This is a genomic window from Actinacidiphila sp. bgisy160, from assembly GCF_057707815.1.
Genome location: NZ_JBYIQW010000023.1, coordinates 69,508 through 95,384 on the forward strand (window position 1 = coordinate 69,508; position 25,877 = coordinate 95,384).

Sequence of the window (25,877 nt, forward strand, 5' to 3'; positions counted from 1 at the left end):
CCGGCCGGGCTCGCGTGCCGCGTCCCCCGTGTGCCCGGGCACGAACGGCTGGCCGAACCAGGGGTCGGGCTGCCCGTACCAGGCGTCGGGCTGTCCGTACCAGGGCACGGGGGTTGTGTGATCCCCGGAGTTTCGCAGCATCGCAGTCCTTCAGCTCCGACCGGCAGGTCATGAGTGACAGTCCGTCATAAATGATGTTAAACCGAAGTATGCGTCAAACGCGGATGGATCAGCGCCAACCGGGCAATGTGCTCCCCACCCGATCGAGTGGCGGCACTGCGGCAGCGGGGGCAATCCGGTGCCGCGTCGCCAGGACGGGCGCCGATGATGCCGACCACTTCCTGATGGACCCTCACCAGCCTTGCGCGCCGGGCTGCGGCGGCCTGCGCGCGCTGGCCGTCACCACAGGCAGCGTGTACCACGCGCGCGCCCGGTGCGTGCCAGGCAGTTCCCTGGACGCAGACCGCCCTGCGGCCGGGGCGTCGGGCAACTGGCGCCAACCGCACCAGCTGACACCGGCGGTGACAGGCGGCGTTCGCGGTGCACACGCCACGGCGTCCTCCGCGGCCACGGGCCCGCGGGGTACGTGGAAGCGCGGGGCGCGGGGCGCGGACCGCGGACCGCGGACCGCGGACCGGGGAGGCCAGGCGGCGCCCTGTCACGTGACCACCCGCCGTGGCTGGGGCGGGCGCGGCAAGAACGGGTCGGGCGCCGGCGTCGCGGCCCTGGGAGACCGGGTTGCCCAAACCCCGTGCCGGGTGCGTGAACATTCGTGATGAGCGGTTCCCGTGAATCCGCGTGAGGTAATGGCTCGCCAAATTCCCTTGCGGCAAGCCTCTACGCAATGGGATGGGCGCTTGTCGCAGAGTCCTGACAGGGACGTCGATTGACTGGTCGTCGTCTGATGTGCCGTCGCACCTGCTGCCGGTCACCCGTTTGACGAGCTCTTCACATTTTTCTGACGCCGCCTTGGGTATGCCTCCCCACCTGCGACAATGCTGTTCGGGCCGGAATTCTGATGCCCCGTCCGGGGGAAGGCCCGTGCCGTTTCCGAGGTGCGTGAAGATCTCCGCCCTCGTGCCATGGATCTCAAGGACGCGGTCGCAGTACGTGTCGCGGTGATCCCCAATCCCGCCTGCCCCGTCCGCAAGGAGGTTCCCCCCATGCGTGGTTCACGCATTCTCGCGGCGGCGACCCTGACGGCCGCCGCCGTGATCTACCCGGCATCCATGGCGTCCGCCTTCCCGGGTGACCAGCTCGTCATCTCGCCGCTCGCCGTCAAGACCGGCGAGACGGTGACCGTCTCCACCAACGGCAACGCCTGCGCCGTCGGCCAGACTGCCAACGGCGTCAGCGACGCCGACGGAAGTTTCGTGCTGACGACCACCGACACCAACCCGACCGCCAACTCCACGCGAACAGGCCAGTTCAAGGTCTCCGACTGGGCGACTCCCGGCATTCACACCGTCACTGTGACCTGCACTCCAAGTCAGACCTACACCGGCCGGTTCGAGGTCACCGGCAGCGGGGCTTCGCCGAGCCCGAACCCGAGCAAGGGTCACGACGACGGCGGCCGTGGTGACGGTGAAGGCCGCGGCGAGGACCACGGCGGTTACGGCGGCGGTGGTTACGGCGGCGGCCACGGCGGCGGCTACGGGCGCGGTCACGGCGGCTACGGCGGCGACGACCGGTGCGAGTCGTGGTGGGGCGGCGACGACGACGGTGGTTACGGCGGCGGCGGTTACGGCGGCGGCGGTCGTGGCGGCGACAACGGCGGCAACGACGGCGGCGGTCGCGGCGGCGACAACGGCGGCAACGGCGGCAAGGGCGGCAACGGCAATGGCAACGACGACAACGGCGGCAACGGCGGCAACGGCGGCAACGGCAACGGCGGCAACGGCAACGACGACAACGGGGGCAACGGGGGCAACAACGACAACAACGACGACAAGAACAACGGCAACAACCTGACCGCCCAGAGCTTCGGCGGTGCGTCCGACGACGGCCGCAACATGGACGACTCGTGGGGCGGCGGCCGCGGCGGCGACAACGGCGGCGGCTACGGGCGCGGCAACAAGGGCTGCAAGGGCGGCCACGGCGGCGGTGGCTACGGCGGCGGCAACGGCGGCGGCGGCAACGGCGGCGGCGGCAACGGCGGCGGCGGCAACGGCGGCGGCGGCAACGGCGGCGGCCCCGACACCGGCTTCGGCGGTTCCATCGGCATGAACACCCCGGAGACCCTGCTCGGCGCCTCGTTCCTGGTCGCCGGTGCCGGTGCCGGCGTCTACATGCTGCGTCGCCGGCGCATGAACGGCGGCCGCGCCTGATCGTTGCGGACCTCCGCGATACAGACCGACCCTGCCCCCGGGCCGCCCACGCGGCGCCCCGGGGGCAGTCCCGTGCACGGGACGGACGGACGGGAAGGCGTCCGCCGGATGAACGGTGGAATCCGGCCGATGATCCCCCTCCCCCACCCCGGCCGTGGATGGCATCATGACCGATCACATCGGCACGGCGCACGACACGGATCGGCAGGAACCACGGGTGAGCACGGGCGAGGCGCAGGACACGGCGGTGCACGACGGCACCGCCGCCCCGGCGCGCGAGCGGCGGCGCGTACAGCGCGGCTGGTACTTCTACGACTGGGCCAACTCGGTCTTCTCCACCAGCGTGATCACGGTCTTCATGGGGCCGTACCTCACCGACATCGCGGAGGCCGCCGCGGGCCCGGACGGCTATGTCCACCCGCTGGGGATACCGGTCCGCGCCGGCGCGTACTTCGCGTACGTGGTCTCCGCCTCCGTGCTGCTGTCGGTGCTGGTGATGCCGCTCGCCGGGGCCGTCGCCGACCGGACGGGCCGCAAGAAGGCGCTGCTCGGGGCGTTCGCGTACATCGGTGCCGCGGCGACGACGGCGATGTTCTTCGTCAACGGGGACCGCTACCTCCTCGGCGGCGCGCTGCTGATCGCCGCCAACGTGGCGTTCGCGGCGGCCATGGTCCTCTACAACGCCTTCCTGCCGGAGATCGCCGAACCGCACGAGCGGGACGCGGTCTCCTCGCGCGGCTGGGCGTTCGGCTACGCGGCCGGCGCGTTGATGCTCGTCGCCAACCTGGCGCTGTTCCTCGGGCATGACGCGGTCGGCGTCTCCAAGGGCATGGCGGTGCGGATCTGCCTGGCCTCGGCCGGCTTGTGGTGGGCGGCCTTCACGCTCGTCCCGCTGATGCGGCTGCGCGACGCCGCGCCGGGCGGGCCGTCCGCCGGCCGGCCCGCCAAGCCCGGGGGGTCGCTGCGCCAGGGCTGGCGTCAACTCGCCGACACCTTGCGGGACATGCGCCGCCACCCGCTCACCCTGGCCTTCCTGCTGGCGTACCTCATATACAACGACGGCATCCAGACGGTGATCTCGCAGGCCTCGCTCTACGGCTCCGAGGAGCTGGAGCTGGACGAGACGGCCCTGATCGGCGCGATCCTCCTGGTGCAGGTGCTGGCCGTCTTCGGGGCCCTCCTGCTGGGCCGGCTCGCGGCACGGTACGGGGCCCGCCGCACGGTGCTGGGCTCGCTGGTGGCGTGGACGCTGACGATCGGGGCCGGCTTCTTCCTGCCGGCCGGCGAGCCGGTGGCGTTCTACTGTCTGGCGGCGGCCATCGGGATGGTCCTGGGCGGCAGCCAGGCGCTGTCGCGCTCACTCTTCTCGCACCTCATCCCGCGCGGCAAGGAGGCCGAGTACTACTCGGTGTACGAGGTCAGCGACCGGGGCACCAGCTGGCTGGGACCGCTGCTGTTCGGCCTGACGTACCAGCTGACCGGGAGCTACCGGGACGCGATCGTGTCCCTGGTGGCGTTCTTCGTCGTCGGTTTCGTGCTGCTGGCGAGGGTACCGATGCGGCGGGCGGTGGCGGCCGCGGGCAATCCGGTCCCCGAGACGATTTAGTGCGGATGGGTGCGGCGCGGTAGTGTACGCCGTTGGCCGTCGGACGGGCCGTTACTGCGCGCTAAAGATACCAGAACGCAGGGTGACATCTCTCGTTAGATGTGACAAAACGGGCGTCGATGGGTACAAAAAGGGGCGGCACGACGGGCGACGCACCTCCCGAGAACGGGAATCTTCACCGCCGACCGGACGTTGACCGGATGACGACGACAGCGACACCTGTCCTGTGGGCGACACAGCCCGGGAGGCACGATTCATGAGTGAGCGAGCTCTCCGCGGCACGCGACTCGGGGCGACAAGCTACGAGACCGACCGCGGCATCGATCTGGCACCGCGCCAGACCGTTGAGTACGCATGCCGGAACGGACATCGATTCGAGATGCCGTTCTCGGTGGAGGCCGAGATTCCGCCGGAGTGGGAGTGCCGCGCATGCGGCCAGATCGCACTCCTGGTCGACGGAGAGGGCCCGGAGGAGAAGACGACCAAGCCCGCGCGTACGCACTGGGACATGCTCATGGAGCGGCGCACGCTCGAGGAGCTGGAGGAGGTGCTGGCCGAACGGCTGGCCGTCCTGCGCTCCGGCGCCATGAACATCGCGGTGCATCCGCGCGACAACCGCAAGACCGCCTGACAGAAGAAAATGGGCCCGTGAGGGGCGGGCCCGGCAGACGTGCGCCCCGGGCGAGCGTGGCTTCAGTGCCGCGGCCCGGGGTTTTCGTCGTCCCGCTCCGGGGCGCGGTCGACGACCTCGCCCTGGATGACCTTGCCGTCGGGACGGTGGATGCGCATCTGCTCCTCGGCAGCGCGCGCCTGGGCGAGGAGATCACCCAGCGAGCCCGTACCCGCACCCCGCTCGCGTGCCGCGGAGGCCCGGCGGTCCAGGGCCCGTGCGCCCGCCCTCGTCAGCAGGGAGCGGGTCGGCGGGAAGAGGAGGAGCAGCCCCGCCACGTCCGAGATCAGGCCGGGCACCATCAGCAGCAGGCCGCCGACCATGATCGGCGCCGCGCCACTCCCGCCGTTCCCGGCGCCGGAGGAGTTCCGCTCCGCACCGTCCCGCTCCGGCCCCCCGGGGCGCATAGCCTCGTTCAGCGCCCGCCAGGCACTGCGCCCGGCGTGCCGTACGGTCAGCGCGCCACACACGAAGCCCGCCACGAGCAGGAGGAGGACGGTCAGTCCGCCGGCGGTCCCGGCCACCAGCATGAGCAGCCAGATCTCCAGGAGCGCGTAGGCGGCCACGCCCAGAGGTATCCAGGTTCCGGCCCGCGAACGCCGCCGCGGACGCGCGTCGCCGCCCGGTTGCCGCGGACCGGCCGGCGGCGGGGAGCTGATCGTCATACGCACTATTGTGCCTGCTCCCCGCCGGAGTCCGGAGGGCCGGTCAGCCGCGGCGCCGTCCCGACGTCAGCCGCTTCACCCGGGAGGCGAGGCCCCAGGCGGTGACCCGCCACAACGCCTCCGCGACGATCTCCCGGCTCATCTTGCTGTCGCCGCGCTCTCGTTCCACGAAGGTGATGGGGACCTCGACGACGTGGAAGCCGGACTTCACCGCGCGCCAGGCGAGGTCGACCTGGAAGCAGTAACCCTGGGAGGCCACCTCGTCCATGCCCAGGCCCAGCAGCGTCTCCTTGCGGAACGCCCGGTAGCCCCCGGTGACGTCGCGCAGCGGCACGTCGAGCAGCAGCCGAGAGTAGGTGCTGCCGCCGCGGGACAGGAACTCGCGGGACTTCGGCCAGTTGACCACCCGGCCGCCGGGGATCCAGCGGGAGCCGAGCACCACGTCGGCGCCCTTGAGCGCGGTCAGCAGACGCGGCAGCTCCTCGGGCTGGTGCGAGCCGTCGGCGTCCATCTCCACGAGCACGCCGTAGTCCCGCTCGATGCCCCAGCGGAAGCCCGCCAGGTAGGCGGCGCCCAGCCCTTCCTTTCCCTTGCGGTGCAGCACGTGGACGTGGTCGTCGGCGGCGGCCAGCTCGTCGGCGAGCTTGCCGGTGCCGTCGGGGCTGTTGTCGTCGGAGACGAGCACGTGCGCCTCGGGCACGGCCGCGCGGACGCGGGCGACGATCGGCTTGACGTTGTCGGCCTCGTTGTACGTCGGGATGATCACGAGAACCGAGCCGAGCGGCCCGAAAGCCCTCCCCTGGGCTGCGCCACGGGTGACCCCACCGCCATCGCTCACTGCTGCTCCTCCGTCTCGGTACGTCCTCGCCTGCCCAGCACGATCGCCGCGGCCCAGGACAGGAGGCCCACCATAGCGAGGGACCATTCAGGAGCGGAGCCGACGCGGTCGGCGACGGTCAGATCATCGCGGAGCGGCAGCTGCGCGCTGAGCACGGCCTGCGTGAACTCCTCGGTCTGCTGCTCGATCCGGCCGTCGGGGGCGACGACGGCGGTGATGCCGCTCGTCGCGGCCGTCACCACGGCGCGGCCGTGCTCGACCGCGCGCAGCCGCGACATCGCGAGCTGCTGCTCGGGCTGGCCGGTGCGGCCGTAGGTGGCGTTGTTGGTCTGGATGACCAGGGCGCGGGCGCCCGCGGTGACGGTGTCGTGGACGATCCCGTCGTACGCCACCTCGAAGCAGATGACGTCGCCGAGCTTCGCCGGGCCGATCTGCAGGACGCCGCTGCCCTGGCCCGGGTAGAAGTCGCGCGGGACCTGGTCGAGCCGCTTGACGACCTTGGTGAGCTGCTTGCGGAAGGGCACGTACTCGCCGAAGGGCACCGGGTGCTGCTTGGTGTAGTGGTCGCCGGGGCCGCTCTCCGGGTCCCACACGATGCCCTCGTTCTGGACGTGGTCCGCGTCCGGGCCGTCGACCAGGGCGCCGACGAGAACGGGGACGCCTACGGCCCGGACCGCCTCGGTGATCAGGGCGTAGGCCTGCGGCTCGGAGAACGGGTCCATGTCGGAGGAGTTCTCCGGCCAGATCACCAGATCGGGCTTGGGCGCGCGGCCCGCCTTGACGTCCTCGGCGAGCTTGAGGGTCGCCTCGACGTGGTTGCCCAGGATCTTCAGGGGCCGGCCCAGGAAGTGCATGCCCGGTTGCTGGACGTTGCCCTGGACGATGGCCACCCGGACGGTGTCGTCGGCCCCGGTGGGCACCGGCACCGCGTACCCCGCGGCGAAAGTGCCCACGGCCAGCACCGCCGCCGTCGTGGCGGGCACGAAGCGCCGCGGGCCGAAGACGACCGGTCCCTTGCGCAGCCGCCACACGGCGACCGCCACTGCGGCCGACAGCGAGCCGCACAGCGCGACGGTGAAGGTCACCAGCGGCGCGCCGCCGAGCGCGGCGAGCGGGGTGAAGGGGGTGGCGGTGTTCGCGAAGGCCAGCCGGCCCCAAGGGAAGCCGCCGAAAGGCAGCCGGTCCCTGGCGAGTTCCTCCGCCACCCACAGGCAGGCGCCCCACAGCGGCCAGGCGCGCAGCCGCGACGTCACGGCCAGACCCGCGCCGAGCACGGCGACAAAGGCGGCCTCGATGACGGACAGGCCCACGACCGCGTCCCAGCCGATCACCCGTAGCCACACCAGGAGCCACACGAAGAACGGCAGTCCGAAGGCGAAGCCCAGCCACGCGCCCTGGCGGGCGGTCCGTCCCCGGGTCAGCAGCGCGAGACCCGCCACGGCCGCGACCGACAGCGGCCACACCCCGTACGGGGGGAACGCGGCCGCCAGGGCCAGGCCGCACAGCGCGGCGAGCCCCGACCGCCGCGCGTTCGCCCGCAGGGCACGCGCCATACGGGCCGTGCGGCCGGGTGCCGGGGCGGGGGGCGGCGGCGGTTCTACGGACGTCGCCGGCGGCGTGACGGGGGCCGGTGCGGCGTCGGAGCGCGGTCGCAAGGTTCGCGGCCTTCCTGCAGGTGGTCACTGTGTGAGAGTGACCGTACCCTGGGCGGCCCCGTCCGGGGACCCCGGGCGGGCAAAGCCTCCCGCGGCGGGCCCGGCGGCTTCGCGGACGCGCCCGGCACCCACTCCGGCACAGGCACAGGCACAGGCACAGACGGGCGGCGAACCCGGCCGCCGGCCCAGCGCGCAGAGCCGCGGGCGGCACGACGGCACGGCGGGCGCCTCCGGGCCGGAACACCGACATCGTCCGGGCCCGCCTGCCGCGTTCCTGCCGCGCGGACTGCTCGGGGCCCGGAACGCCCTTCGGGCCGACCTGGGACCCGCTGGCTGCGGATCGGCGACAAGGCCGTTGTCTACTGGGCGTCCGGGCCCCTCCCGGGTCACACCTGCCGACCGGGCGGAGCCTCTCGGTGAGGCTGACCGCGTTCCGTGCCGCGAGCGCTGGACCTGGCTCCAGTGGCGCGCGCCGTGCGGCGCGACGCCCCCGTGGCCCAGCTGCGGCCGTCGGCGCACGGAGATCCGGTCGGACGTCCTGTGGTGGACCCGGCCGAACCTACTCGCCCCCGACCGTCGGCTGTCAACAGCCGCTTGACCTGCGCGGATTGACCAAATCAGCAGGTCAACGCGAGGCCGGGGAAAGTTCCGCGCCATCCCGACGGAGAACCGTTCGGAGGCATCGGCGGTTGACCCGTCACTCGTTCGGCCGGGCGAAGACCGTGCGGCCGCCGACTACGGTGCGCAGTGCCTTCGGCAGCGCCAGCCCAGGGGTGAGGTCGGGCAGGCCGGGGGTGCCGGAGCGCGGGTCGGTCGACCAGTTGGCGACCCGCTCGTCGGGGGCCTGGACCACCAGGTCACCGGCCTGCCACAGCACGTAGTCCGCGGGCGCGCCGGGCACGAGGACGCCCGCCTCGTCGCGGCCCACGGCACGCCAGCCGCCGCGGGTGTGGGCGTTGAACGCGCCGCGGACGGAGATGCGGTGCTCGAGGGTCCGGTGGAACGCGGCGGCGCGCACCGTGCCCCAGGGGTCGAGCGGGGTGACCGGGCTGTCGGAGCCGAGGGCGAGCGGCACCCCGGCCCGGGTCATCGCGGCGAACGGGTTGAGGGTGCGGGCCCGCTCGGCGCCGAGACGCTGGGCGTACATGCCGTCCTCGCCGCCCCAGGCGGCGTCGAACGCGGGCTGTACGGAGGCGACCAGGCCCAGCTCCGCGAAGGCGGCGACGGTCTCCTCGGTCATCATCTCGGCGTGCTCCACGCGGTGCCGCAGCGCGCGCACCCGGTCCAGGCCCACCCGGCGGGCGGCCTCGCGCACCCCCTGCGCGACAGCGGCCACGGCGGCGTCGCCGATCGCGTGGAAGCCCGCCTGGACCCCGGCCTCGGTGCACAGGGCCACGTGGTCGGCGATCGCCGCCGCGTCCAGGTAGGCGGTGCCGCCGACGGCGGGGGCGTCGGTGTAAGGGGCGTGCAGGCAGGCCGTACGGGACCCGATGGAGCCGTCCACGAAGAGGTCGCCGCCCGCGCCGACGGCGCCCAGGTCCCGGATCCGCTCGAGATCCTTGGCGCCCGTCACGGCCTCGGCCCAGTAGCCGTACACGTGCGGCCCAGGCTCGGCCGCGGCGAGCCGCAACAGCGCGGTGAGGTCGTCCTCGGAGGAGATCTCCGGGCCCGCGCACTCGTGGACGGCGCCGATGCCGAGCGAAGCGGCGTGGGCGAGCGCGGCACGCTGGGCCGCGGCGCGCTGCTCGGGCGTGACGGCGGCGTACGCGGCGCGCCGGACCGCGTGGTGGGCGTCGCGGGTGAGCGGCCCGTCGGGGTGGTGGCCGGGCATGGCCTCGACACCGGGGACCCGCGCCAGCAGGGCGCTGGTGACGACCGCCGAGTGGACGTCGGCGCGGGTCAGGTACAGGGGACGGCCGCCGGTCGCCGCGTCGAGTTCCGCGCGGGTCGGCGGGCGCTGTCCGGGCCAGCGGCTCTCGTCCCAGCCGTGGCCGAGCAGCACCCGGTGGCCGGGGTTGGCCTGCGCGAACCCGGCGACCCGAGCGAGGGCGTCGGCCAGGTCGCGGGCGTCGGCCAGGTCGAGGCCGGTCAGTGCCAGACCGGTTGCGGTGGTGTGCACATGTGCGTCGGTGAAGGCGGGGGTGACCAGCGCCCCGGCAAGGTCGATCACCTCGTCGACGCCCGACGCGTAGGACTCCGCGGCGCCCTCGGAACCGACCCAGGCGACCGTGCCGCCGTCGACGACCATGGCCGTCGCGAAGGGGTCGGCAGGGCTGTAGACGTTGCCGCCGCGCAGCAGCACGGTGGTGGTCGGCTCGTTCGTGGTGTGCGGCACTGGGTTTCGCCTCGCGATGTGATGTTGGGCCCGCCCGGGCCCCGGTGGGGGCGGGACGGGATGGTGCGGTGGGTCTGCGGGCCGGGGCGCTCAGACGCGCGGTGGGCGCGCCTCGTACGGCGTGGAGAGGACGACCGTGGTCCGGGTGGACACCCCGGCCAGGGTGCGGATCTTCGCGAGCAGGTGCTCCAGCTCGATCGGGGTCGCCACCCTGACCTTGAGGATGTAGTTCTCCTCCCCCGCGACGCTGTGGCACGCCTCGATCTCGGGGACCTCGGCGAGCCGGTCGGCGATGTCGTCGGGGGCGCTCGGGTCGAAGGGCTTGACCGAGATGAACGCCGTCAGCGACAGTCCCACCGACTCCGGGTCCACGAGCGCCGCGTACCCGCGGATCACCCCGCGCTGCTCCAGGCGCCGGACGCGCTGGTGCACCGCGGACGTGGACAGGCCGGTGGCCTTGCCCAGGTCGGTGTAGCTCATGCGCCCGTCGGCCACGAGAAGTTCCACGATCTGCCGGTCCAGCTCCTCCACAGCGCAAGAACCTACAGGGTCCGTGGTCGTCGGCGGTATCCGGCCGCCCCGTCCCGGCCACACGTCGAGGAGGCGCGGGGCGCCCGGTGGGCCGCGGGCCCGCGCCACGGCCGGGCGGGCATCTCTGGCAGCGGCCTCCGGTGACCGAGTGTGGCCGGGGCAGGCGGGTCCGGCGGTGGCTCGGCCGGCACGGCTGTGCGGCCGTCGCGCGGGTTCGCCTCGCTCGGGGCGCGCGGGAAGGAAGCAGCCGACCGACCCCATCCCGCGCCCGCGCCCCACGACCCGTCCGCCACCCCAGCGGGCTCACCGGACCGAAGGAGTGCACGGCCACGGCAGCCACTCGCCGGAACCGGCACAAGTGGCGCACCGGCGTGGGCTGCGTCGACGGACCCGGGCGGGCACCAAGCGGGAAGTCGGCGCACAGCAGGCACGTGCCGTCGCGCGGGTTCACCGGGCTCGCGGCGCGCGTGCGAACGGCAGCCGACCGGCCGGAGCCCCACCCGAACCGCCCACGACCTCGCCCTGCGGGCCATCCCCACAGGCGGACGCACGGGACCGAGGGGGCGGGCACGGCCGCCTCCGAACGGAACTGGTCAGGCGCAGATGCGGACGCAGAGCAGGCACGTGTCGTCGCGCGGGTTGGCGGGGCCGAGGGCGTGGGTGAGGACGGCGGCGATCGTGGTGCAGTCCTCCGTGGCGACGCGCTCGGCGACGCGGGCGAGGTTGGCGAGGCCGGCGTCGAGGTCCTGGTCGCGTCGTTCGATGAGACCGTCGGTGAAGAGGAAGAGCCGGTCCCCTGGGGGCAGATGGGTCTCGCACAGGCCGTAGGCGCTGTCGCGGCCGGCGCCGAGGATGCGGCCCTCGGGGCGTTCCAGGTACTCGGCGTGCCCGCCGCGCAAGTGGAGCGGGGGCAGGTGCCCGGCCTGCGCCCAGGTGAGGACGCCCTCGGAGGGGCGGTACTGGGCGAGGACCATGGTGGCGGTGGCGGAGCCGGTGTTCATGAGCACCTGGTTGAGGCGTTCCAGCAGGCGGTGCGGGGGTGTGCCGCTCAGGGCCATGGCCTCGGCGCCGTAGCGGAGCCCGGCCATCGTCGCGACGGCCTCGATGCCGTGGCCTGCGACATCGCCGACCGCGAGCAGCACGGAATCGTCGGGGAGGGCCACGGCGGTGAACCAGTCGCCGCCGATCTGGATCGCGCTCTCGGCCGGCAGGTACGAGACGTCGCAGCATACGCCGCCCAGTTGGACGGGTTCCTCGGGAACGGGCAGCAGAGCACGCTGCAGCCGTCGCGCCAAAGTGTGTTCGGCGTTCAGGGTCCTCTGCTGGGAGCTGAACGCCCGATGGGCCTCGTCGAGCGCGATCTCGCGGTGGCGCAGGGCGGTCAGGTCCTGGAAGAACCCGTGCACCAGCACGGGGGTGCCCTCGGCGTCGGTGACCGCCTCGGCGACCATCCGCAGGTGGCGGGTGCCGTGGCCGGTGCGGATGCGGAAGGGCACGTCGACCGGTTCGCCCAGTTCGAGCAGCGCGTGCACCGAGGCGCCGACGACGGGGACGTCCTCGGGGAAGAGGTGCTGCGGCAGCTCGTCGAGTGGCATCGGCCCGAGTGCCGGGTTCCGGTCGAAGACCGTGTACACCTGCGGTGACCAGCTCAGGGTGTCGGTGACCAGATCCCAGTCGGCCCAGCCGAGGTTGCCCAGGTGCTGGAGCCGGCGCAGCCGCTCGACCTCGCGGTCGGCCGTGTCGTGGCGCAGCCAGGAGACGACCAGCGCGTCGCCGAGCCGCGCGACGGCCACGGAGTAGGTCGAGCTCCGCGGGACGCCGGCCGCCACCTCGTGGTACTCGAAGGGCTCGCTCTCGTACGGTTCACCGGTCGCCAGGGTGCCGAGGTACCCGTGCCACAGCGGGGTGCCGGCCACGGTCGGGTAGCACTCCAGGACCCGCCGCCCGACCAGTTCCCGGCCCGTGCGGCCGGACACGTCCACCGAGGCCGGGGCGGCCGCCTCAATGCGGAAGTCGGTCACCTCGCCCTCCACACCGCGCACGGGCACGAGCAGGACGGCCGCCTCGTACAGCGTGTCGAGGACGGCCTGGACGGTGGCCGGCCACGTGGCGGCGGGGGCGGGCGACAGGCAGGTGGCGCAGGCCCGCGCGGCGGCCGTCAGCAGGGCGCGGTCGGCGCTGCCGAAATCGTCGGGGCGTTCGCGGAGGAATCCGGCCACGCCCACGACGTCCTCGCCGCGGCGCAGCGGCACCCACGCCCGGGAGGCCCACGTGCCGGGGCGGTCGCCGACGAGGGCGCGGCCGGCGCCGTCCTTGCCGAGGCCGCAGAGCCACACCGGCCGGCCCAGGCGGACGGCCTCCACCGGTGCCAGTTCGGGCAGCGGCGGCACGTGTCCCCAGGCGCAGGCGGTACCCGCGTCGATGCCTGCGTGGGCGGCCAGGTCGAGTCCGCCGGCTGGCGCGCTGGTGTAGAGCAGGACGGCGTCGACGTTCGCGGTCCCCCTGAGTTGCTCGACGAGCAGCCGGGTGAGTTCCTCCGAAGTCCCGGCGGCGGTGAGGACGCCACTGATCCCCTGCGGGCGCGGCGGGAGGCGGTGGTGCCGGGAGGTGTACCGCGAGGAGACGAAAGGGGAGCCGGGATCGCCGTCGGGCGCGGGCGACGGGAGACCGGCCCCGCAGGCCGGCTCCGGCTGCTGCGGCGGAGTGCGCGGGACGCGGGACGTGTGGATGTCGCCGAGCAGCGCCCATGCCTCTTCCAGCATGGTGCGGCCGGCCCCGCTCGCACGCCGCTCCAGCTCCTCCTGGGCGGCGCCGGGACCGAGCCCGAGGCGACCCATGAGCACGCCCCTGGCCCGTTCTGCCGCGGCCCGGGCGGGTGCGGCAAGCCGCTCCTCGTCGAGTTCCGCGCGCAGCCGGGCGACCGTGCGAGCCAGTTGGTCGGCCGCGGACCGCTCGTGCGGCCGGCCGCCGGGCGCGGAAGCGACACCGTCGTGGCTCACTCTGCGAGCATCGCACAATCACCCCGTCGGGGAACTTCCAGGCCGGGTCGCCGGCAGGCGGTCGTCCGCGCGGACGCTGCGGCCGTCGTCGAGGACGATCCCGACGGGGCCCCCGGTGAGGATCGGAGCATCGGCGGTCAGGTCACACGGGTGGGCGCCGGGTCATGGCAGGCGTTCGGCACGGATCACCACCAGCTCTTCCTGCTCCTCGCCGGGTTCGATCAGCCCCCGTGCCGCCAGCCATGCCGCGCGGCGCCGCAGCAGCGGCCCGAAGGGGATCCGCCGGTGCCCGGTGGCGACGGGCCGGAGCCCGGCACCGCCGAGCTGCCGCAGCGTGCTCTCCACGCCGCAGAGCCCGGACTGGACGAGCAGCAGGACACCGCCGGGGCGCGGCAGGGGCGGGGTCTCGGCGCAGATCCGGTCGAGCAGCGCCCGCCCGTCGGGCCCCGCGTTGCGGGCCAGGGACAGGCCACGTCGGGCGTGGTTGGCCCGCGGGGACGGCACGTACGGGGGATTGGCGAGGATCAGGTCGAAACGGCGCCCCGCGACCGGTGCCGTGAGGTCGCCGCGCAGCACCCGTACGCGCCGGCCGTTCAGGCGCGCGTTGAGCCGGGCGGCACACACGGCCCGGGCGGAGGCGTCCACCGCGGTCACGCGGACCGCGCCCCGGGATGCGGCGGCGAGAGCGAGGGCGCCGGATCCGGTGCCGAGGTCCAGCACGTCCGCGCCGTCGGCGAGCGTCTCGCTGGGGAGGGCCTCGCCGAGCAGGGAGGTGTCGTCCTGGGGCCGGTACACACCCGGCGGGCACAAGAGCCACATTCCCCTCGGCCACCCGGGGGCGCCGCACCAGACATCGGGCAGCTCAGGTCCCGCGCCACGCCTCGCCTGTTCGCGGTCAGCCCCCGGATCGGGACGATTAGGCACATCCGGACCGGGAAGCCGACCCAGCGACGATTCCTCGAGAGGAGAATTTCCATGGGCACGATCAGTGAATCCGTCGACGTCGATGTCCCGCTGCACACCGCTTACAACCAGTGGACGCAATTCGAGGAATTCCCGAACTTCATGGAGGGCGTGGAACAGGTGACCCAGGTCGACGACCGGCACAACCACTGGGTGACGAATGTCGCAGGCTCCCGCCGGGAATTCGACACGGAGATCATCGACCAGCTGCCGGACGAGCGGGTCGCGTGGCGCACCGTCACCGGGGACATCCGGCAGCGCGGCGTCGTGACGTTCCAGGAGCTGGACGCCTCGCACACCCGGGTCAACCTCGCCATGGAGCTGCAGACCTCCGGCCTCGCGGAGAAGGCGGCCGAGGCGCTCGGCGTCGTGGACCGGCGGGCGCGGGGCGACCTGCGGCGGTTCAAGCACTTCATCGAGGAGCGGGGCAGCGAGACGGGCGCCTGGCGCGGTCGTGTCGCGCCCGGCGGATGACCCCTGCACCCCGCCCACCCCGCCGGCGCGGCGCCGGCGGGGTGGGCGGGGTGCAGGGGCGACGTGGACGACCGGGCACCGGCGGGCGCATGCCAGGGGCGTCACCGGGCAGGGGCAACGACGGACGCCCGTACGCCGAGGATGTCCCCGCACCGACCGACGGAGGACCCCATGGACGCGGTCTCCGACCTCTCGACCGATCCCCTGACCACTGAGCCCGCGCCACCCGCGGCACGGGGCCCGCTGTCCCGGGCCGTGCTCGACGCCCTCACCCAGGGCGCGCCGGGAACCGCCCTGTCGCCGTCCGCCGGGGCGGTCGAGGCCGCCGATCCGTACGGCGAGGACCTGCAACTCGCCCTTTACGTCTGCTACGAGCTCCACTACCGGGGGTTCGCCGGGGTGCACCCGGACTGGGAGTGGGATCCGGGACTGCTCGGTCTGCGGGGAGCCCTGGAGGGCGCTTTCGGGGCGGCGATCCGCGCCGGTCTGCCGGCCGTGCCGAACGGCGCCGCGGCCCGGACGGCCCTCGACCGGGAGCTGGAGGAGTTGCTGCGCGAGCCCCGCGACGCCCGCGGCGTGTCGCATTTCCTGCGCGACGAGGCCACCTGGGAGCAACTGCGGGAGTACTTCGTGCACCGGTCGGTCTACCAGCTGAAGGAAGCCGATCCCCAAGCGTGGGTCATCCCGAGGCTCACCGGTCAGGCGAAGGCCGCCCTCGTGGCGGTCGAGTACGACGAGTTCGGGAGCGGGCGCGGAGAGCGCGTCCACGCGCGGCTGTACGCCGACCTGCTCCGGGACGCCGGGCTGGACGCCTCCTACGGGCGCTACGTGGACGCCGTACCGGCCGTCACGCTCGCCACCGTGAACCTGATGTCCTGGCTGGGCCTGCACCGGGCGCTGCGCGGGGCACTCGTGGGGCACTTCGCCGCGGCCGAGATCACCACCGCGCCGTCGGCCCGCCGGACGGTGGAGGCCATCGACCGGCTCGGCGGCGGTGCCGCATGCCGGCACTTCTACGACGAGCACATCGAGGCCGACGCGGTCCACGAGCAGGTGATGCGCCACGACGTCATCGGTGACCTGCTGGCGCGTGAACCGGGCCTCACCTCCGACGTCCTCCTGGGCATCCGCGCCACCGCGCTGCTGGAGCGGCGCCTGGAGGAGCACCTGCTGGGCGCGTGGCACGCCGGGCGCAGCTCGCTGCGCGCCGCGCCCGGGCTTCCCCCGCCGATCGGTTCGTCCGGATCGTATGGGGAAAGTGCACCTCAGGAGGCCTGAGCAAGGAGGTCTAGCGATGCGCTCAGCACCCCTGGGGACCAGGGTGGGTACGGCACGCCGCGCGGCGGCCGGCGCCACCGCGCGCTGAGGCCCCCGCGATGGCAGGTGGGGCGGCCCGGTGGATCCGTCATCCGTACCGGTCGTGGCGGGACTCACGGGCGGGCCGCATGTGGCACCAGGGCGGCGAACTGGAGCTGCTGCAGCGCTCCATGGGGTTCGCCGCGCTCGGTCTGGTGACGCTGGTCCCGCTGCTGATCGTGGTCGCCGCGGCGGTGCCCTTCCACGGCTACGGCTTCGCGCAGTGGGTCGTGGACGGCATGGGGCTGTCGGCGGAACCCGCGGCGGCCGTCAAGGAGCTGTTCGCGGCGCCGCGCAAGGTGATCAGCAGCACGAGCGGGCTGAGCCTGCTGGCGCTGGCGCTGTTCGGGCTCTCCTTCGCGGCGTGCGTCGAGGTCGGCTACACACGGATCTGGCAGGTGCCGCCCACTCCGTGGCACCACGTGTGGCGGCGGGCGGTGTGGCTGGCGGCGCTGACGGCGTACCTGTTCGCGGAGGCGCAGAGCGGGGCCGTGCTGGGCGGCGGGTGGCCGGACACGGTGCTCCGCGGCGGTACGGCCGTCGTCCTGGGCTTCGTCTTCTTCTGGTGGGGGCAGCACTTCCTGCTGGCCGGGCAGGTGCCGTGGGCGGCGCTGGCGCCCGGGGCGATCGCGACGATGGCCGGCCTCATCGGGCTGCGGGTCTTCTCGTCGTTCGTGTTCTCTCCGCTGATCGTGACCAACGCCGTCTCGTACGGGGCGGTCGGCACGGTGCTGATCGTGCAGTGCTGGCTGATCGGGGTGGGCTTCGTGGTGTTCGGCGGTGCCCTGCTGGGCCGCCATGCGCAAAATCCCGGCAAATGGTTTCATCAGGGATCTTCCGGGCAGGCGGAGGGGAACGCCGATCGCCCCCTGGAAGGAGAACCCCATGGGTGCCGAGAAGAAGGCCAAGAACACCGGCCAGAAGATGAAGGGCAAAGTCGAAGAGGCCACGGGCAAGCTGACCGGTGATGAGAGCTTGCGGCTGAAGGGCAAGGCCGACCAGGCCAAGGGTGACGCCAAGCAGGTCGTCGAGAAGGGCAAGGACACTCTCGACCACTGACGCGGGCCCGTCCGCACACCGTTTGCGGCCGTGGGACCGGCGGAGCGCGCAGCGCCCGCCGGTCCCACCGGCATGCGGCGCTCGGCGGCGGTCAGAAGCGCGGGCAGAAACGGATGGTGGTGCCTTCGGCGGTGGCGCGCAGGCGCACCGGGTCGGCGATGCGGTTGACCATCAGCAGGCCCCTGCCGTAGGGCCGGTCGGGCCCAGGGCGGCACACAACCGGAAGAGCCGGGGCGGGGGCACTGCGACCGCGACCGGTTCACCGGCGGCAACCGTCCAGCAGGAACGGCACCATGGCGGCCGTGCACCCCGCACTGTTCTGGTAGAACAGTGCGGGGTGCACGAACGGCCCGGCGTCGGGGATCTCGCCGACCCGTTCAGCACGTCGCCACCTCCCACCCCCGGGGTGGGCCCTACCAACCGGTTCCCGGGGGCGGGGGCGCCGACGAGGCGTCAGCTGTCGAAGTCGACGGTCAGGTTGTCGGACTCCGGGTAGCTCTGGCAGGTCAGCACGTAGCCCGCGTCGACCTCGGACGCCTCCAGGGCGAAGTTGCGGCGCATCTCGGCCTTGCCGTCGGTGACGAGCGCCCGGCAGGTGCCGCAGACGCCGCCCTTGCAGGCGAAGGGCAGATCGGGGCGGGTGCGCTGGGCACCGTCGAGGACGCTGCGGTCACGTGGCAGCGCGGCCGTGGTGGTACGGCCGTCGAGGACGATGGTGACCTGGCTGACCGGGCCCTCGGCCACGGCGTCCTCGTGGTGCACCGGGGTCACGGGCTCGTCGTCCGCGTAGAACAGTTCCTGGTGCACCCGGTCGCCGGGCACACCGAGCCCGGCGAGGACCCGCTGGGCGTCGACGACCATGCCGTGCGGGCCGCACAGCCACCAGTGATCGGCGTTCGGGACGTCGACGAGGCCCTCGACGAGGGCGGCGAGCCGTCCGGCGTCGAGTCGGCCGGAGAGCACGTCGGCCTCGCGCGGCTCCCGTGAGAGCACGTGCGCGAGCTGGAACCGGGCGGGGTACAGGTCCTTCAGCTCGGCGAGTTCGTCGGCGAACATCACCGTGTCGGTGCGGCGGTTACCGTAGAAGAGCGTGACCCGGGAGCCGAGGCCGGCGGCGAGCACCGACTCGGCGATGGAGAGCATCGGGGTGATGCCGGAGCCCGCGGCGATGAGCACATGGTACCCGGGCGCGGTGAGGTCGGGGGTGAAGGCGCCGGTGGGCCCCATGACCTCGACGGTGTCACCCGGGCGCACCTCGTTGACCAGCCAGGACGAGAACAGACCGCCGGGCACCACGCGCACCCCGATGCGGGGGACGGCGCCGGCGGGAGAGCAGATGGAGTACGAGCGTCGCTCGTCGCGGCCGTCGACCTCGCGGCGCAGCGTGAGGGACTGCCCGGGCGCGAAGGCGAACTCCTCGGCCAGCTCCCGCGGTATGTCGAAGCTGACGGCGGCGGCGTCCTCGCAGAGCGGCTCGACCGCGGCGACCCGCAGGGCGTGGAAGGCCGGGCGGCGGCGGACCCGCGGAGCCGGCGCCTGCGGGGCGGGGGTGGTCGGGGCCATCAGATCTCCTTGACGTACTCGAACGGCTCCAGGCAGGCACGGCAGCGCCACAGGGCCTTGCAGGAGGTGGCGGCGAAGCGCGACGTCTCCTCGGTGTCCGCCGATCCGCAGCGGGGGCAGGCGACGGCGCGCCGGGTGGCGGTGAGCACCAGCGGCACCGGCCCGGTGCCGCGCCGGGGCGCGGGGCCGGGGGGTGCGATACCGTGCTCGGCGAGCTTGCGGCGGCCCTCGGGGGTGATCCAGTCGGTTGTCCACGGCGGGTCCAGGACGGTGCGGATCTCGACCCGGGGGAAGCCGGCGGCGCGCAGCCGGGCGGCCACGTCGGCGCGCATCTCGGCCATGGCGGGGCAGCCCGAGTAGGTGGGGGTGAGGGCGGCGACGACCGTGCCGTCCGGCGCGACCTCGACGTCGCGCAGGACGCCGAGGTCGGCCAGGGTCAGCATGGGCAGCTCGGGGTCGGGCACCTCTGCGGCGACGCGGGCCGCCCGGTGGGCGTCGGTGAGGGCGGTGACGGCGTTCACCAGACCGCTCCGGGGTGTGCGCGGGCGATGCCCTGCAACTCGGCCAGCAGGGGGGCGAGGTGGTCGGTGTGGTCGCCGTCGCGGCCGTGGCCGGGCAGGGGCTCGGCCTCGACCGGGGGCAGCCCCGCCGCCTCGGTGACCTGGCGCAGCGCGGCGGTCACCTCGCCCCGCACCTCGTCCGGGTCGACGCCGCTCGTGGCGCCGGCCGTGAACAGCTCCTCCAGGTAGGGGGCGACCTGCTCCAGTCCGGCCCGCATGCGGCGGTGCGACTCCTCGGTGCCGTCGCCGAGCCGGACCGTCCACTCGGCGGCGTACTGCCGGTGGTAGGTCAGCTCGTTGACGCCCTTGGCGGCGATGGCGGCGAGCACCGGGTCCTGCGCGGTGCGGGCGAGCCGCTGGAAGACGGCGAGCCGCCAGCTGGCGGTGACGAGCAGCCGGGCCATGGAGAACGCGAAGTCCCCGCAGGGCAGTTCGGCGAGGCGGACGTTGCGGAAGTCGGCGGCGTCCCGGAAGTAGGCGTAGGCGTCCTCGTCACGGCCGGTGCCGTCCACCTGGCCGGCGCGGGAGTAGAGCAGGCGGGCCTGGCCCAGCAGGTCGAGACCGATGTTGGCGAGGGCCACCTCCTCCTCCAGCTCCGGCGCGCGGGTGCACCACTCGGCCAGACGCTGGGCGCCGACCAGGGCGTCGTCGCCGAGCGCCAGGCAATGGGCGGCCAGCTCCGCGGCGTCCACGCCCGCGGGCAGGGCGGTGTCGACGCCGTGCAGCGGGTCCTCGAAGCCGGTGCCGAAGGCCCAGCGGGAGTCGCCGTCCTCGTGCCCCTCGGCCAGGGACAGGTAGACGTGCTCGTCACTCATGCCCTGCTCCTAGATGTGGGGGACGTCTTCGGGGATGTCGTAGAAGGTGGGGTGCCGGTAGACCTTGTCGGCGCTGGGCGTGAAGAAGGGGTCCTTCTCGTCCCGCGTGGACGCGGTGATGTGCTCCGAGCGCACCACCCAGATGCTCACGCCCTCGTTGCGCCGGGTGTACAGGTCGCGGGCGTGGGTGAGGGCCATGCGGTCGTCGGCGGCGTGCAAGGAGCCGACGTGGACGTGGTTCAGCCCGCGCTTGCCGCGGACGAACACCTCGTACAGGGGCCAGTCGGCCCGGGTCGTGCTGTCGCCGGTGGTGCTCATGCCACGGCTCCTTCCTCTGCCCGGGCCGCCTGCTTGGCGGCGTGGGCGGTCGCGGCCTCGCGCACCCAGGCGCCTTCCTCGTGTGCGGAGCGGCGGCGTTCCATCCGCTCGGTGTTGCACGGTCCGTCGCCGCTGATGACGCGCTGCAGTTCCGACCAGTCGGGGGTGCCGAAGTCGTGCCGGCCGTGCTCCTCGTTCCAGCGCAGCTCCGGGTCGGGCAGGGTCACGCCGAGCTTTTCGGCCTGCGGGACGGTCATGTCGACGAACCGCCGGCGCAGCTCGTCGTTGCTGTGGCGCTTGATCTTCCAGGCCATGGACGCGGCCGAGTTGGGCGAGTCGCCGTCGGGCGGGCCGAACATCATCAGCGAGGGCCACCACCAGCGGTTCACGGCGTCCTGCACCATCTCCCGCTGGGCCTCGGTGCCGCGCATCATCGTCATCAGCAGCTCGTAGCCCTGGCGCTGGTGGAAGGACTCCTCCTTGCAGATGCGCACCATGGCGCGGGCGTACGGCCCATAGGAGGAGCGGCACAGCGGCACCTGGTTGCAGATCGCCGCACCGTCGACGAACCAGCCGATGACGCCGACGTCGGCGAAGCTGAGGGTCGGGTAGTTGAAGATCGAGGAGTACTTCTGACGGCCCTCGATCAGGCGCTGCGTGAGGTCGGCGCGGTCGACGCCCAGCGTCTCGGCGGCCGAGTAGAGGTACAGCCCGTGGCCGGCCTCGTCCTGGACCTTGGCGAACAGGATGGCCTTGCGGCGCAGCGACGGGGCGCGGGTGATCCACTCGCCCTCGGGCTGCATGCCGATGATCTCCGAGTGCGCGTGCTGCGCGATCTGCCGGACCAGCGTCTTGCGGTAGCCGTCGGGCATCCAGTCCCGCGGCTCGATGCGCTGGTCCCGCGCGATCGTGTCGTCGAAGTGCTCCTGGAGCGGCGTCTGCGCGCCCTCCGCCGGCACGGCGGCGTCCGGTGTGCTCATCGATACCAGCTTCCCCTACCGACCATTCGTTCGGTTACAGTCTGACGAACTATCCCGTCCCCGGCAAGCCCTGTGGACGACACTCGCACGCGCCCGCGGCTGGTCCCGTTCACACCCGCTCCACCAGCATCGCCACACCCTGGCCCACACCGACGCAGAGGGTGGCGAGGCCACGGCGGCCGCCCTCGCGCTCCAGGCGGCCGAGGAGGGTGAGCAGGATGCGGGCGCCCGAGCAGCCCAGCGGATGGCCGAGCGCGATCGCGCCGCCGTCGGCGTTGACCCTCTCCTCGTCCAGCTTGAGGCGGCGGACGACCGCGAGGGCCTGGGCGGCGAAGGCCTCGTTGAGCTCGACGGCGTCCAGATCCCCGGTCTGCCATCCGGAGCGGGCCAGGGCCTTCTCCGTCGCCGGGACGGGGCCGAGGCCCATCAGGTGGGGCTCGACGCCGGCGGTGGCGGCGGTGACGATCCTGGCGCGCGGCGTCAGGCCGTACCGCTCGACCGCCTCACGGCCGGCCACCACGAGGGCCGCGGCGCCGTCGGACAGCGGCGAGGAGGAACCGGCGGTCACGATGCCGTCCTGGCGGAAGATGGCGCGCAGGGCCCCGAGCTTCTCCAGGGTGGTGGAGGGGCGCGGGCCCTCGTCACGGGTGACCTCGCCGCCCTTGACGGCGACCGGCACGATCTCGCGGTCGAAGCGGCCGGCCTCCTGGGCCGCGACGGCCCGCTGGTGGCTGCGCAGCGCGAAGGCGTCGGAGTCGGCGCGGGTGATCCCGTCCAGGGCGGCGACCTCCTCCGCGGTCTCCCCCATGGACAGGGTGTCCCCGGCGGTGAAGCGGGGGTTGGTGAAGCGCCAGCCCAGGGAGGTGTCGTGCACCTCGCCGGGCTTGGCCCAGGGGGTACCGGGCTTGGCCATGACCCAGGGGGCACGGGTCATGGACTCCACACCGCCGGCCACGACCATCTCGGCCTCGCCGGAGCGGATCGCCTGCGCCGCCGAGGCGACGGCGGTGAGCCCGGAGGCGCACAGGCGGTTGACGGTGTAGCCGGGCACCGTGTGCGGCAGGCCGGCCAGCAGCACGGCCATCCGGGCGATGTCGCGGTTGTCCTCGCCCGCCTGGTTGGCGGCGCCGAGGATCACCTCGTCCACGGCCTCGACCGGGATCCCGGCGCGGCTCACGGCCTCGCCGACCACCAGGGCCGCCAGGTCGTCGGGGCGAACGGCGGCCAGAGCGCCGCCGTAGCGGCCCTGCGGGGTGCGCGCGCCGTCGATCAGGAAGACCTCGTCTGCGGGTCGTGCGGGGAGGTGCTGGGACATGCGTTCCACCTCTTGACAGGCAGTTCGGATGCTGGATTACCTTGGGCGTGCCGCACGCTAACCGAATGTTCGGTCGGTTCACAAGGCTGGTGACGATCGTGAGGGATGCCATGGACGCGACGCGGGGCCCCGCGGAGAGCATGTTCGCCGCCGACAAGGCGTCGCAGAGCCTGGGCATCGAGCTGCTGGAGACCGGCGACGGGACGGCCGTACTGCGCATGACCGTCACGCCCGCGATGGTCAACGGGCACGGGATCGGCCACGGGGGCTACCTCTTCCTGTTCGCCGACACCGCCTTCGCCTGCGCCTGCAACACCCACGGCCCGGTGACGGTGGCCGCCGGCGCCGACATCACCTTCGTCGCCCCCGTCCACGAGGGCGACGAACTGGTCGCCGTCGCGCAGGAGCGCACCCGCTTCGGCCGCAGCGGCGTCTACGACGTGAGCATCCTGCGGGGCGACCAGGTGGTCGCGGAGTTCCGCGGGCGCAGCCGCAGCATCGGACGTACGAAGGAGAACGGATGAGCAGCGAGCCGACGGACCGGGCGACCGCGGGGGCGCGCCTGGGAGAGCCGCTCCCCCACGGCTTGCTGGACGCCGCCGAGCGGCTGACGCCCGCGGAGCTGCGGGAGCTGCAGCTCGGCCGGCTGCGGTCGACGCTGCGCCACGCCTACGACAACGTCGAGGCCTACCGCAAGAAGTTCAACGAGGCCGGGCTGCGGCCCCAGGACTGCGCGGGCCTGGAGGACCTGGCACGCTTCCCCTTCACCACCAAGGCCGACCTGCGCGACGACTACCCCTTCGGCATGTTCGCCGTCCCCATGGACCAGGTGCGCCGCGTGCATGCCTCCAGTGGCACGACCGGCCTGCCCACCGTCGTGGGCTACACCGACAACGACCTGTCCATGTGGTCCGACGTGGTGGCCCGCTCCATACGCGCCGCCGGCGGACGTCCCGGCCACAAGGTGCACATCTCCTACGGCTACGGCCTGTTCACCGGAGGCCTGGGCGCGCACTACGGCGCCGAGCGCGCCGGTTGCACGGTGATCCCCGCCTCGGGCGGCATGACCGCCCGTCAGGTGCAGATCATCCAGGACTTCAAGCCCGAGATCATCATGGTCACCCCCTCGTACATGCTCACCCTGCTGGACGAGTTCGAGCGACAGGGTGTCGACCCGCGCGGCACCTCGCTGCGGGTCGGCATCTTCGGCGCGGAGCCGTGGACGGAGGAGATGCGCCGGGAGATCGAGGAGCGCATGAACATCCACGCCGTCGACATCTACGGCCTGTCCGAGGTGATCGGCCCGGGCGTCGCCCAGGAGTGCGTGGAGACCAAGGACGGCCTGCACGTGTGGGAGGACCACTTCTACCCCGAGATCGTGGACCCGATCACGGGCGAGCCGGTGCCGGAGGGCGAGGAGGGCGAGCTGGTCCTCACCTCCCTCACCAAGGAGGCGCTGCCGATCATCCGTTACCGCACCCGTGACCTGACCCGGCTGCTGCCCGGCACCGCACGCCCGGCCTTCCGCCGCATCCAGAAGATCACCGGCCGCTCCGACGACATGATCATCCTGCGTGGGGTGAACGTCTTCCCCAGCCAGATCGAGGAGATCGTGCTGCGCACGCCCGGCGTGGCGCCGCACTTCCAGATCCGGCTCACCAAGCGCGGTCGCATGGACCACATGGAGGTCATCGTCGAGGCGCGCCCCGATGCCGGGGCCGCGCAACGCGAAGAGGCGGCTCACTCCATCGCGACGGGCGTCAAGGACGGCGTGGGAGTCAGCGTCGAGGTGACGGTCGTCGACCCCGACACCGTCGAGCGCTCCGTCGGGAAGATCCGCCGCGTACGGGACCTGCGGGCCGAATAGCGCCGCCGAACACCCCGGCCCCGACGCCCGGCCCCGCCGAACCGCGTTGACATGCAGCCGCCCGGTTGCCTATGGTGAATAGGCAGCCGGATGGCTGCATTTTCGGGACGGCGGGGAAAGCGAGATGGACGAGGTCTTCAAGGCGCTGGCCGACGCCAGCCGCCGGCGGCTGCTGGACAGCCTCAACGGGCGCAACGGGCAGACCCTGCGCGAGCTGTGCGCGGGCCTGGACATGGCCCGGCAGTCGGTCAGCAAGCACCTGGCCGTGCTGGAGGAGGCCGGGCTGGTCACCACGGTACGGCGGGGCCGGGAGAAGCTGCACTACCTCAACGCCGCTCCGATCAACGCCGTCGCGGAACGATGGATCGACCGGTACGACCGCGAGCGTGCGCACGCGCTCGCCGACCTGCAGAGGGCATTGGAGCAGGCACCCATGAGCGAGTCCGCATTCGTCTACACGACCTACATCCGCACCACACCCGAGCGCCTCTGGCAGGCGCTGACCGACCCGGCGTTCACCCGCCGCTACTGGGGCGTCGCCTTCGAGACCGACTGGGCGGCCGGCTCGGCCATGCTCTGGGAGGAGGGCGGCGCCCGCACCGCCGATCCCGCCCAGGTCGTGCTGGAGTCCGATCCACCGCGCCGGCTCTCCTACACCTGGCACACCTTCACACCGGAGTGGGCCGCGAACACGGGCGTGAGCGAGGAGGTGCGCGCCCGCCTGGCCGGGGACCAACGCTCCCAGGTGACGTTCGAGATCGAACCGCTCGGGGAGACGGTCAGGCTGACCGTCGTCCACGAGGCCCACGAACCGGGCAGCACGGTGCTGGGCATGGTCTCCCAGGGCTGGCCCGCCCTGGTGTCGGGTCTGAAGACGCTCCTGGAGACCGGCGAGCCGCTGCCCGAGCCGAAGGGCGGCTGACCTGCCCCGCGGGGCACGTGGTGCGGGAGGCGCCCGCACCACGTGCCGGGGCGGGCCGG

At 73.2% G+C, this 25,877-nt stretch carries 24 protein-coding genes; 10 read left to right on the forward strand and 14 right to left on the reverse strand.

Annotation, left to right across the window (positions count from 1 at the left end; all coding sequences use genetic code 11):
* Positions 1-1,163: 1,163 nt before the first annotated feature.
* From AC3EUJ_RS19640 to AC3EUJ_RS19650, 3 genes are all read left to right on the forward strand, one after another.
* Positions 1,164-2,327: a hypothetical protein gene (locus tag AC3EUJ_RS19640; RefSeq protein ID WP_431963043.1), complete on the forward strand. Its 1,164-nt coding sequence runs from the start codon at positions 1,164-1,166 to the stop codon at positions 2,325-2,327.
* 166 nt (positions 2,328-2,493) lie between these two features.
* Positions 2,494-3,933, forward strand: a complete 1,440-nt coding sequence (locus AC3EUJ_RS19645) for an MFS transporter (protein ID WP_431963045.1) — start codon at positions 2,494-2,496, stop codon at positions 3,931-3,933.
* A 256-nt stretch (positions 3,934-4,189) separates the two neighbouring features.
* Positions 4,190-4,564, forward strand: a complete 375-nt coding sequence (locus tag AC3EUJ_RS19650; RefSeq protein WP_431963047.1) for an RNA polymerase-binding protein RbpA — start codon at positions 4,190-4,192, stop codon at positions 4,562-4,564.
* A 62-nt stretch (positions 4,565-4,626) separates the two neighbouring features.
* Here the strand turns inward: AC3EUJ_RS19650 and fxsA are convergent, their stop codons facing one another.
* From fxsA to AC3EUJ_RS19685, 7 genes are all read right to left on the reverse strand, one after another.
* Positions 4,627-5,268 (reverse strand): FxsA family membrane protein, encoded by a 642-nt coding sequence (gene fxsA, locus AC3EUJ_RS19655; RefSeq protein ID WP_431963049.1) that lies wholly within the window; start codon positions 5,266-5,268, stop codon positions 4,627-4,629.
* Positions 5,269-5,311: 43 nt separating this feature from the next.
* On the reverse strand, positions 5,312-6,106 hold the full coding sequence (locus tag AC3EUJ_RS19660) for a polyprenol monophosphomannose synthase (protein ID WP_431963051.1): 795 nt from the start codon (positions 6,104-6,106) through the stop codon (positions 5,312-5,314).
* On the reverse strand, positions 6,103-7,761 hold the full coding sequence (lnt, locus tag AC3EUJ_RS19665) for an apolipoprotein N-acyltransferase (protein WP_431963053.1): 1,659 nt from the start codon (positions 7,759-7,761) through the stop codon (positions 6,103-6,105). The genes AC3EUJ_RS19660 and lnt overlap by 4 nt, the downstream gene beginning before the upstream one ends.
* A 697-nt stretch (positions 7,762-8,458) precedes the next feature.
* Positions 8,459-10,009 (reverse strand): amidohydrolase, encoded by a 1,551-nt coding sequence (locus AC3EUJ_RS19670; protein ID WP_431963107.1) that lies wholly within the window; start codon positions 10,007-10,009, stop codon positions 8,459-8,461.
* A 177-nt stretch (positions 10,010-10,186) separates the two neighbouring features.
* Positions 10,187-10,627, reverse strand: coding sequence for an Lrp/AsnC family transcriptional regulator (locus AC3EUJ_RS19675; RefSeq protein ID WP_431963055.1), 441 nt, complete (start codon positions 10,625-10,627; stop codon positions 10,187-10,189).
* A gap of 593 nt (positions 10,628-11,220) precedes the next feature.
* On the reverse strand, positions 11,221-13,626 hold the full coding sequence (locus AC3EUJ_RS19680; RefSeq protein ID WP_431963057.1) for a GAF domain-containing SpoIIE family protein phosphatase: 2,406 nt from the start codon (positions 13,624-13,626) through the stop codon (positions 11,221-11,223).
* Between the two features lie 162 nt (positions 13,627-13,788).
* The gene (locus AC3EUJ_RS19685) at positions 13,789-14,445 is read right to left on the reverse strand and encodes a HemK2/MTQ2 family protein methyltransferase (RefSeq protein WP_431963059.1); all 657 of its coding nucleotides are present in this window, start codon (positions 14,443-14,445) and stop codon (positions 13,789-13,791) included.
* Between the two features lie 156 nt (positions 14,446-14,601).
* On the opposite strand from AC3EUJ_RS19685, the gene AC3EUJ_RS19690 reads away from it, so the two are divergent.
* The 4 genes from AC3EUJ_RS19690 (at position 14,602) to AC3EUJ_RS19705 (ending at position 17,478) form a co-directional block, all read left to right on the forward strand.
* Entirely contained in the window at positions 14,602-15,063 is a 462-nt protein-coding gene (locus AC3EUJ_RS19690) for an SRPBCC family protein (RefSeq protein ID WP_431963061.1), read from the forward strand.
* A gap of 171 nt (positions 15,064-15,234) precedes the next feature.
* On the forward strand, positions 15,235-16,341 hold the full coding sequence (locus AC3EUJ_RS19695; protein WP_431963063.1) for an iron-containing redox enzyme family protein: 1,107 nt from the start codon (positions 15,235-15,237) through the stop codon (positions 16,339-16,341).
* 167 nt (positions 16,342-16,508) lie between these two features.
* On the forward strand, positions 16,509-17,387 hold the full coding sequence (locus tag AC3EUJ_RS19700) for a YhjD/YihY/BrkB family envelope integrity protein (RefSeq protein WP_431963065.1): 879 nt from the start codon (positions 16,509-16,511) through the stop codon (positions 17,385-17,387).
* Complete coding sequence (locus AC3EUJ_RS19705) at positions 17,344-17,478, forward strand: CsbD family protein (protein ID WP_431963067.1); 135 nt, start codon at positions 17,344-17,346, stop codon at positions 17,476-17,478. Before AC3EUJ_RS19700 ends, AC3EUJ_RS19705 begins: the two co-directional genes overlap by 44 nt.
* Before the next feature lie 91 nt (positions 17,479-17,569).
* Here the strand turns inward: AC3EUJ_RS19705 and AC3EUJ_RS19710 are convergent, their stop codons facing one another.
* From AC3EUJ_RS19710 to AC3EUJ_RS19740, 7 genes are all read right to left on the reverse strand, one after another.
* Positions 17,570-17,695 carry an ATP-binding protein gene (locus AC3EUJ_RS19710; protein ID WP_431963069.1) on the reverse strand — a complete coding sequence of 42 codons (126 nt, stop codon included), beginning with the start codon at positions 17,693-17,695 and terminating at the stop codon, positions 17,570-17,572.
* 236 nt (positions 17,696-17,931) lie between these two features.
* Positions 17,932-19,041, reverse strand: a complete 1,110-nt coding sequence (paaE, locus tag AC3EUJ_RS19715; RefSeq protein WP_431963071.1) for a 1,2-phenylacetyl-CoA epoxidase subunit PaaE — start codon at positions 19,039-19,041, stop codon at positions 17,932-17,934.
* Positions 19,041-19,562: a 1,2-phenylacetyl-CoA epoxidase subunit PaaD gene (paaD, locus tag AC3EUJ_RS19720; RefSeq protein ID WP_431963073.1), complete on the reverse strand. Its 522-nt coding sequence runs from the start codon at positions 19,560-19,562 to the stop codon at positions 19,041-19,043. The genes paaE and paaD overlap by 1 nt, the downstream gene beginning before the upstream one ends.
* Positions 19,559-20,416, reverse strand: a complete 858-nt coding sequence (gene paaC, locus AC3EUJ_RS19725; RefSeq protein WP_431963075.1) for a 1,2-phenylacetyl-CoA epoxidase subunit PaaC — start codon at positions 20,414-20,416, stop codon at positions 19,559-19,561. The genes paaD and paaC overlap by 4 nt, the downstream gene beginning before the upstream one ends.
* A 9-nt stretch (positions 20,417-20,425) precedes the next feature.
* Positions 20,426-20,734 (reverse strand): 1,2-phenylacetyl-CoA epoxidase subunit PaaB, encoded by a 309-nt coding sequence (paaB, locus tag AC3EUJ_RS19730; RefSeq protein ID WP_431963077.1) that lies wholly within the window; start codon positions 20,732-20,734, stop codon positions 20,426-20,428.
* On the reverse strand, positions 20,731-21,714 hold the full coding sequence (paaA, locus tag AC3EUJ_RS19735; RefSeq protein ID WP_431963079.1) for a 1,2-phenylacetyl-CoA epoxidase subunit PaaA: 984 nt from the start codon (positions 21,712-21,714) through the stop codon (positions 20,731-20,733). The genes paaB and paaA overlap by 4 nt, the downstream gene beginning before the upstream one ends.
* A 109-nt stretch (positions 21,715-21,823) precedes the next feature.
* Positions 21,824-23,029 carry a thiolase family protein gene (locus AC3EUJ_RS19740; RefSeq protein ID WP_431963081.1) on the reverse strand — a complete coding sequence of 402 codons (1,206 nt, stop codon included), beginning with the start codon at positions 23,027-23,029 and terminating at the stop codon, positions 21,824-21,826.
* A 110-nt stretch (positions 23,030-23,139) separates the two neighbouring features.
* Here AC3EUJ_RS19740 and paaI point away from each other — a divergent pair, with 110 nt between their 5' ends.
* The 3 genes from paaI to AC3EUJ_RS19755 all read left to right on the forward strand — a co-directional run bounded on the left by paaI (position 23,140) and on the right by AC3EUJ_RS19755 (position 25,818).
* Positions 23,140-23,553, forward strand: a complete 414-nt coding sequence (gene paaI, locus AC3EUJ_RS19745; protein ID WP_431963083.1) for a hydroxyphenylacetyl-CoA thioesterase PaaI — start codon at positions 23,140-23,142, stop codon at positions 23,551-23,553.
* The gene (gene paaK / locus AC3EUJ_RS19750) at positions 23,550-24,896 is read left to right on the forward strand and encodes a phenylacetate--CoA ligase PaaK (RefSeq protein ID WP_431963085.1); all 1,347 of its coding nucleotides are present in this window, start codon (positions 23,550-23,552) and stop codon (positions 24,894-24,896) included. Before paaI ends, paaK begins: the two co-directional genes overlap by 4 nt.
* Before the next feature lie 124 nt (positions 24,897-25,020).
* Positions 25,021-25,818: an ArsR/SmtB family transcription factor gene (locus AC3EUJ_RS19755; RefSeq protein WP_431963087.1), complete on the forward strand. Its 798-nt coding sequence runs from the start codon at positions 25,021-25,023 to the stop codon at positions 25,816-25,818.
* The last annotated feature ends 59 nt before the right edge of the window (positions 25,819-25,877 follow it).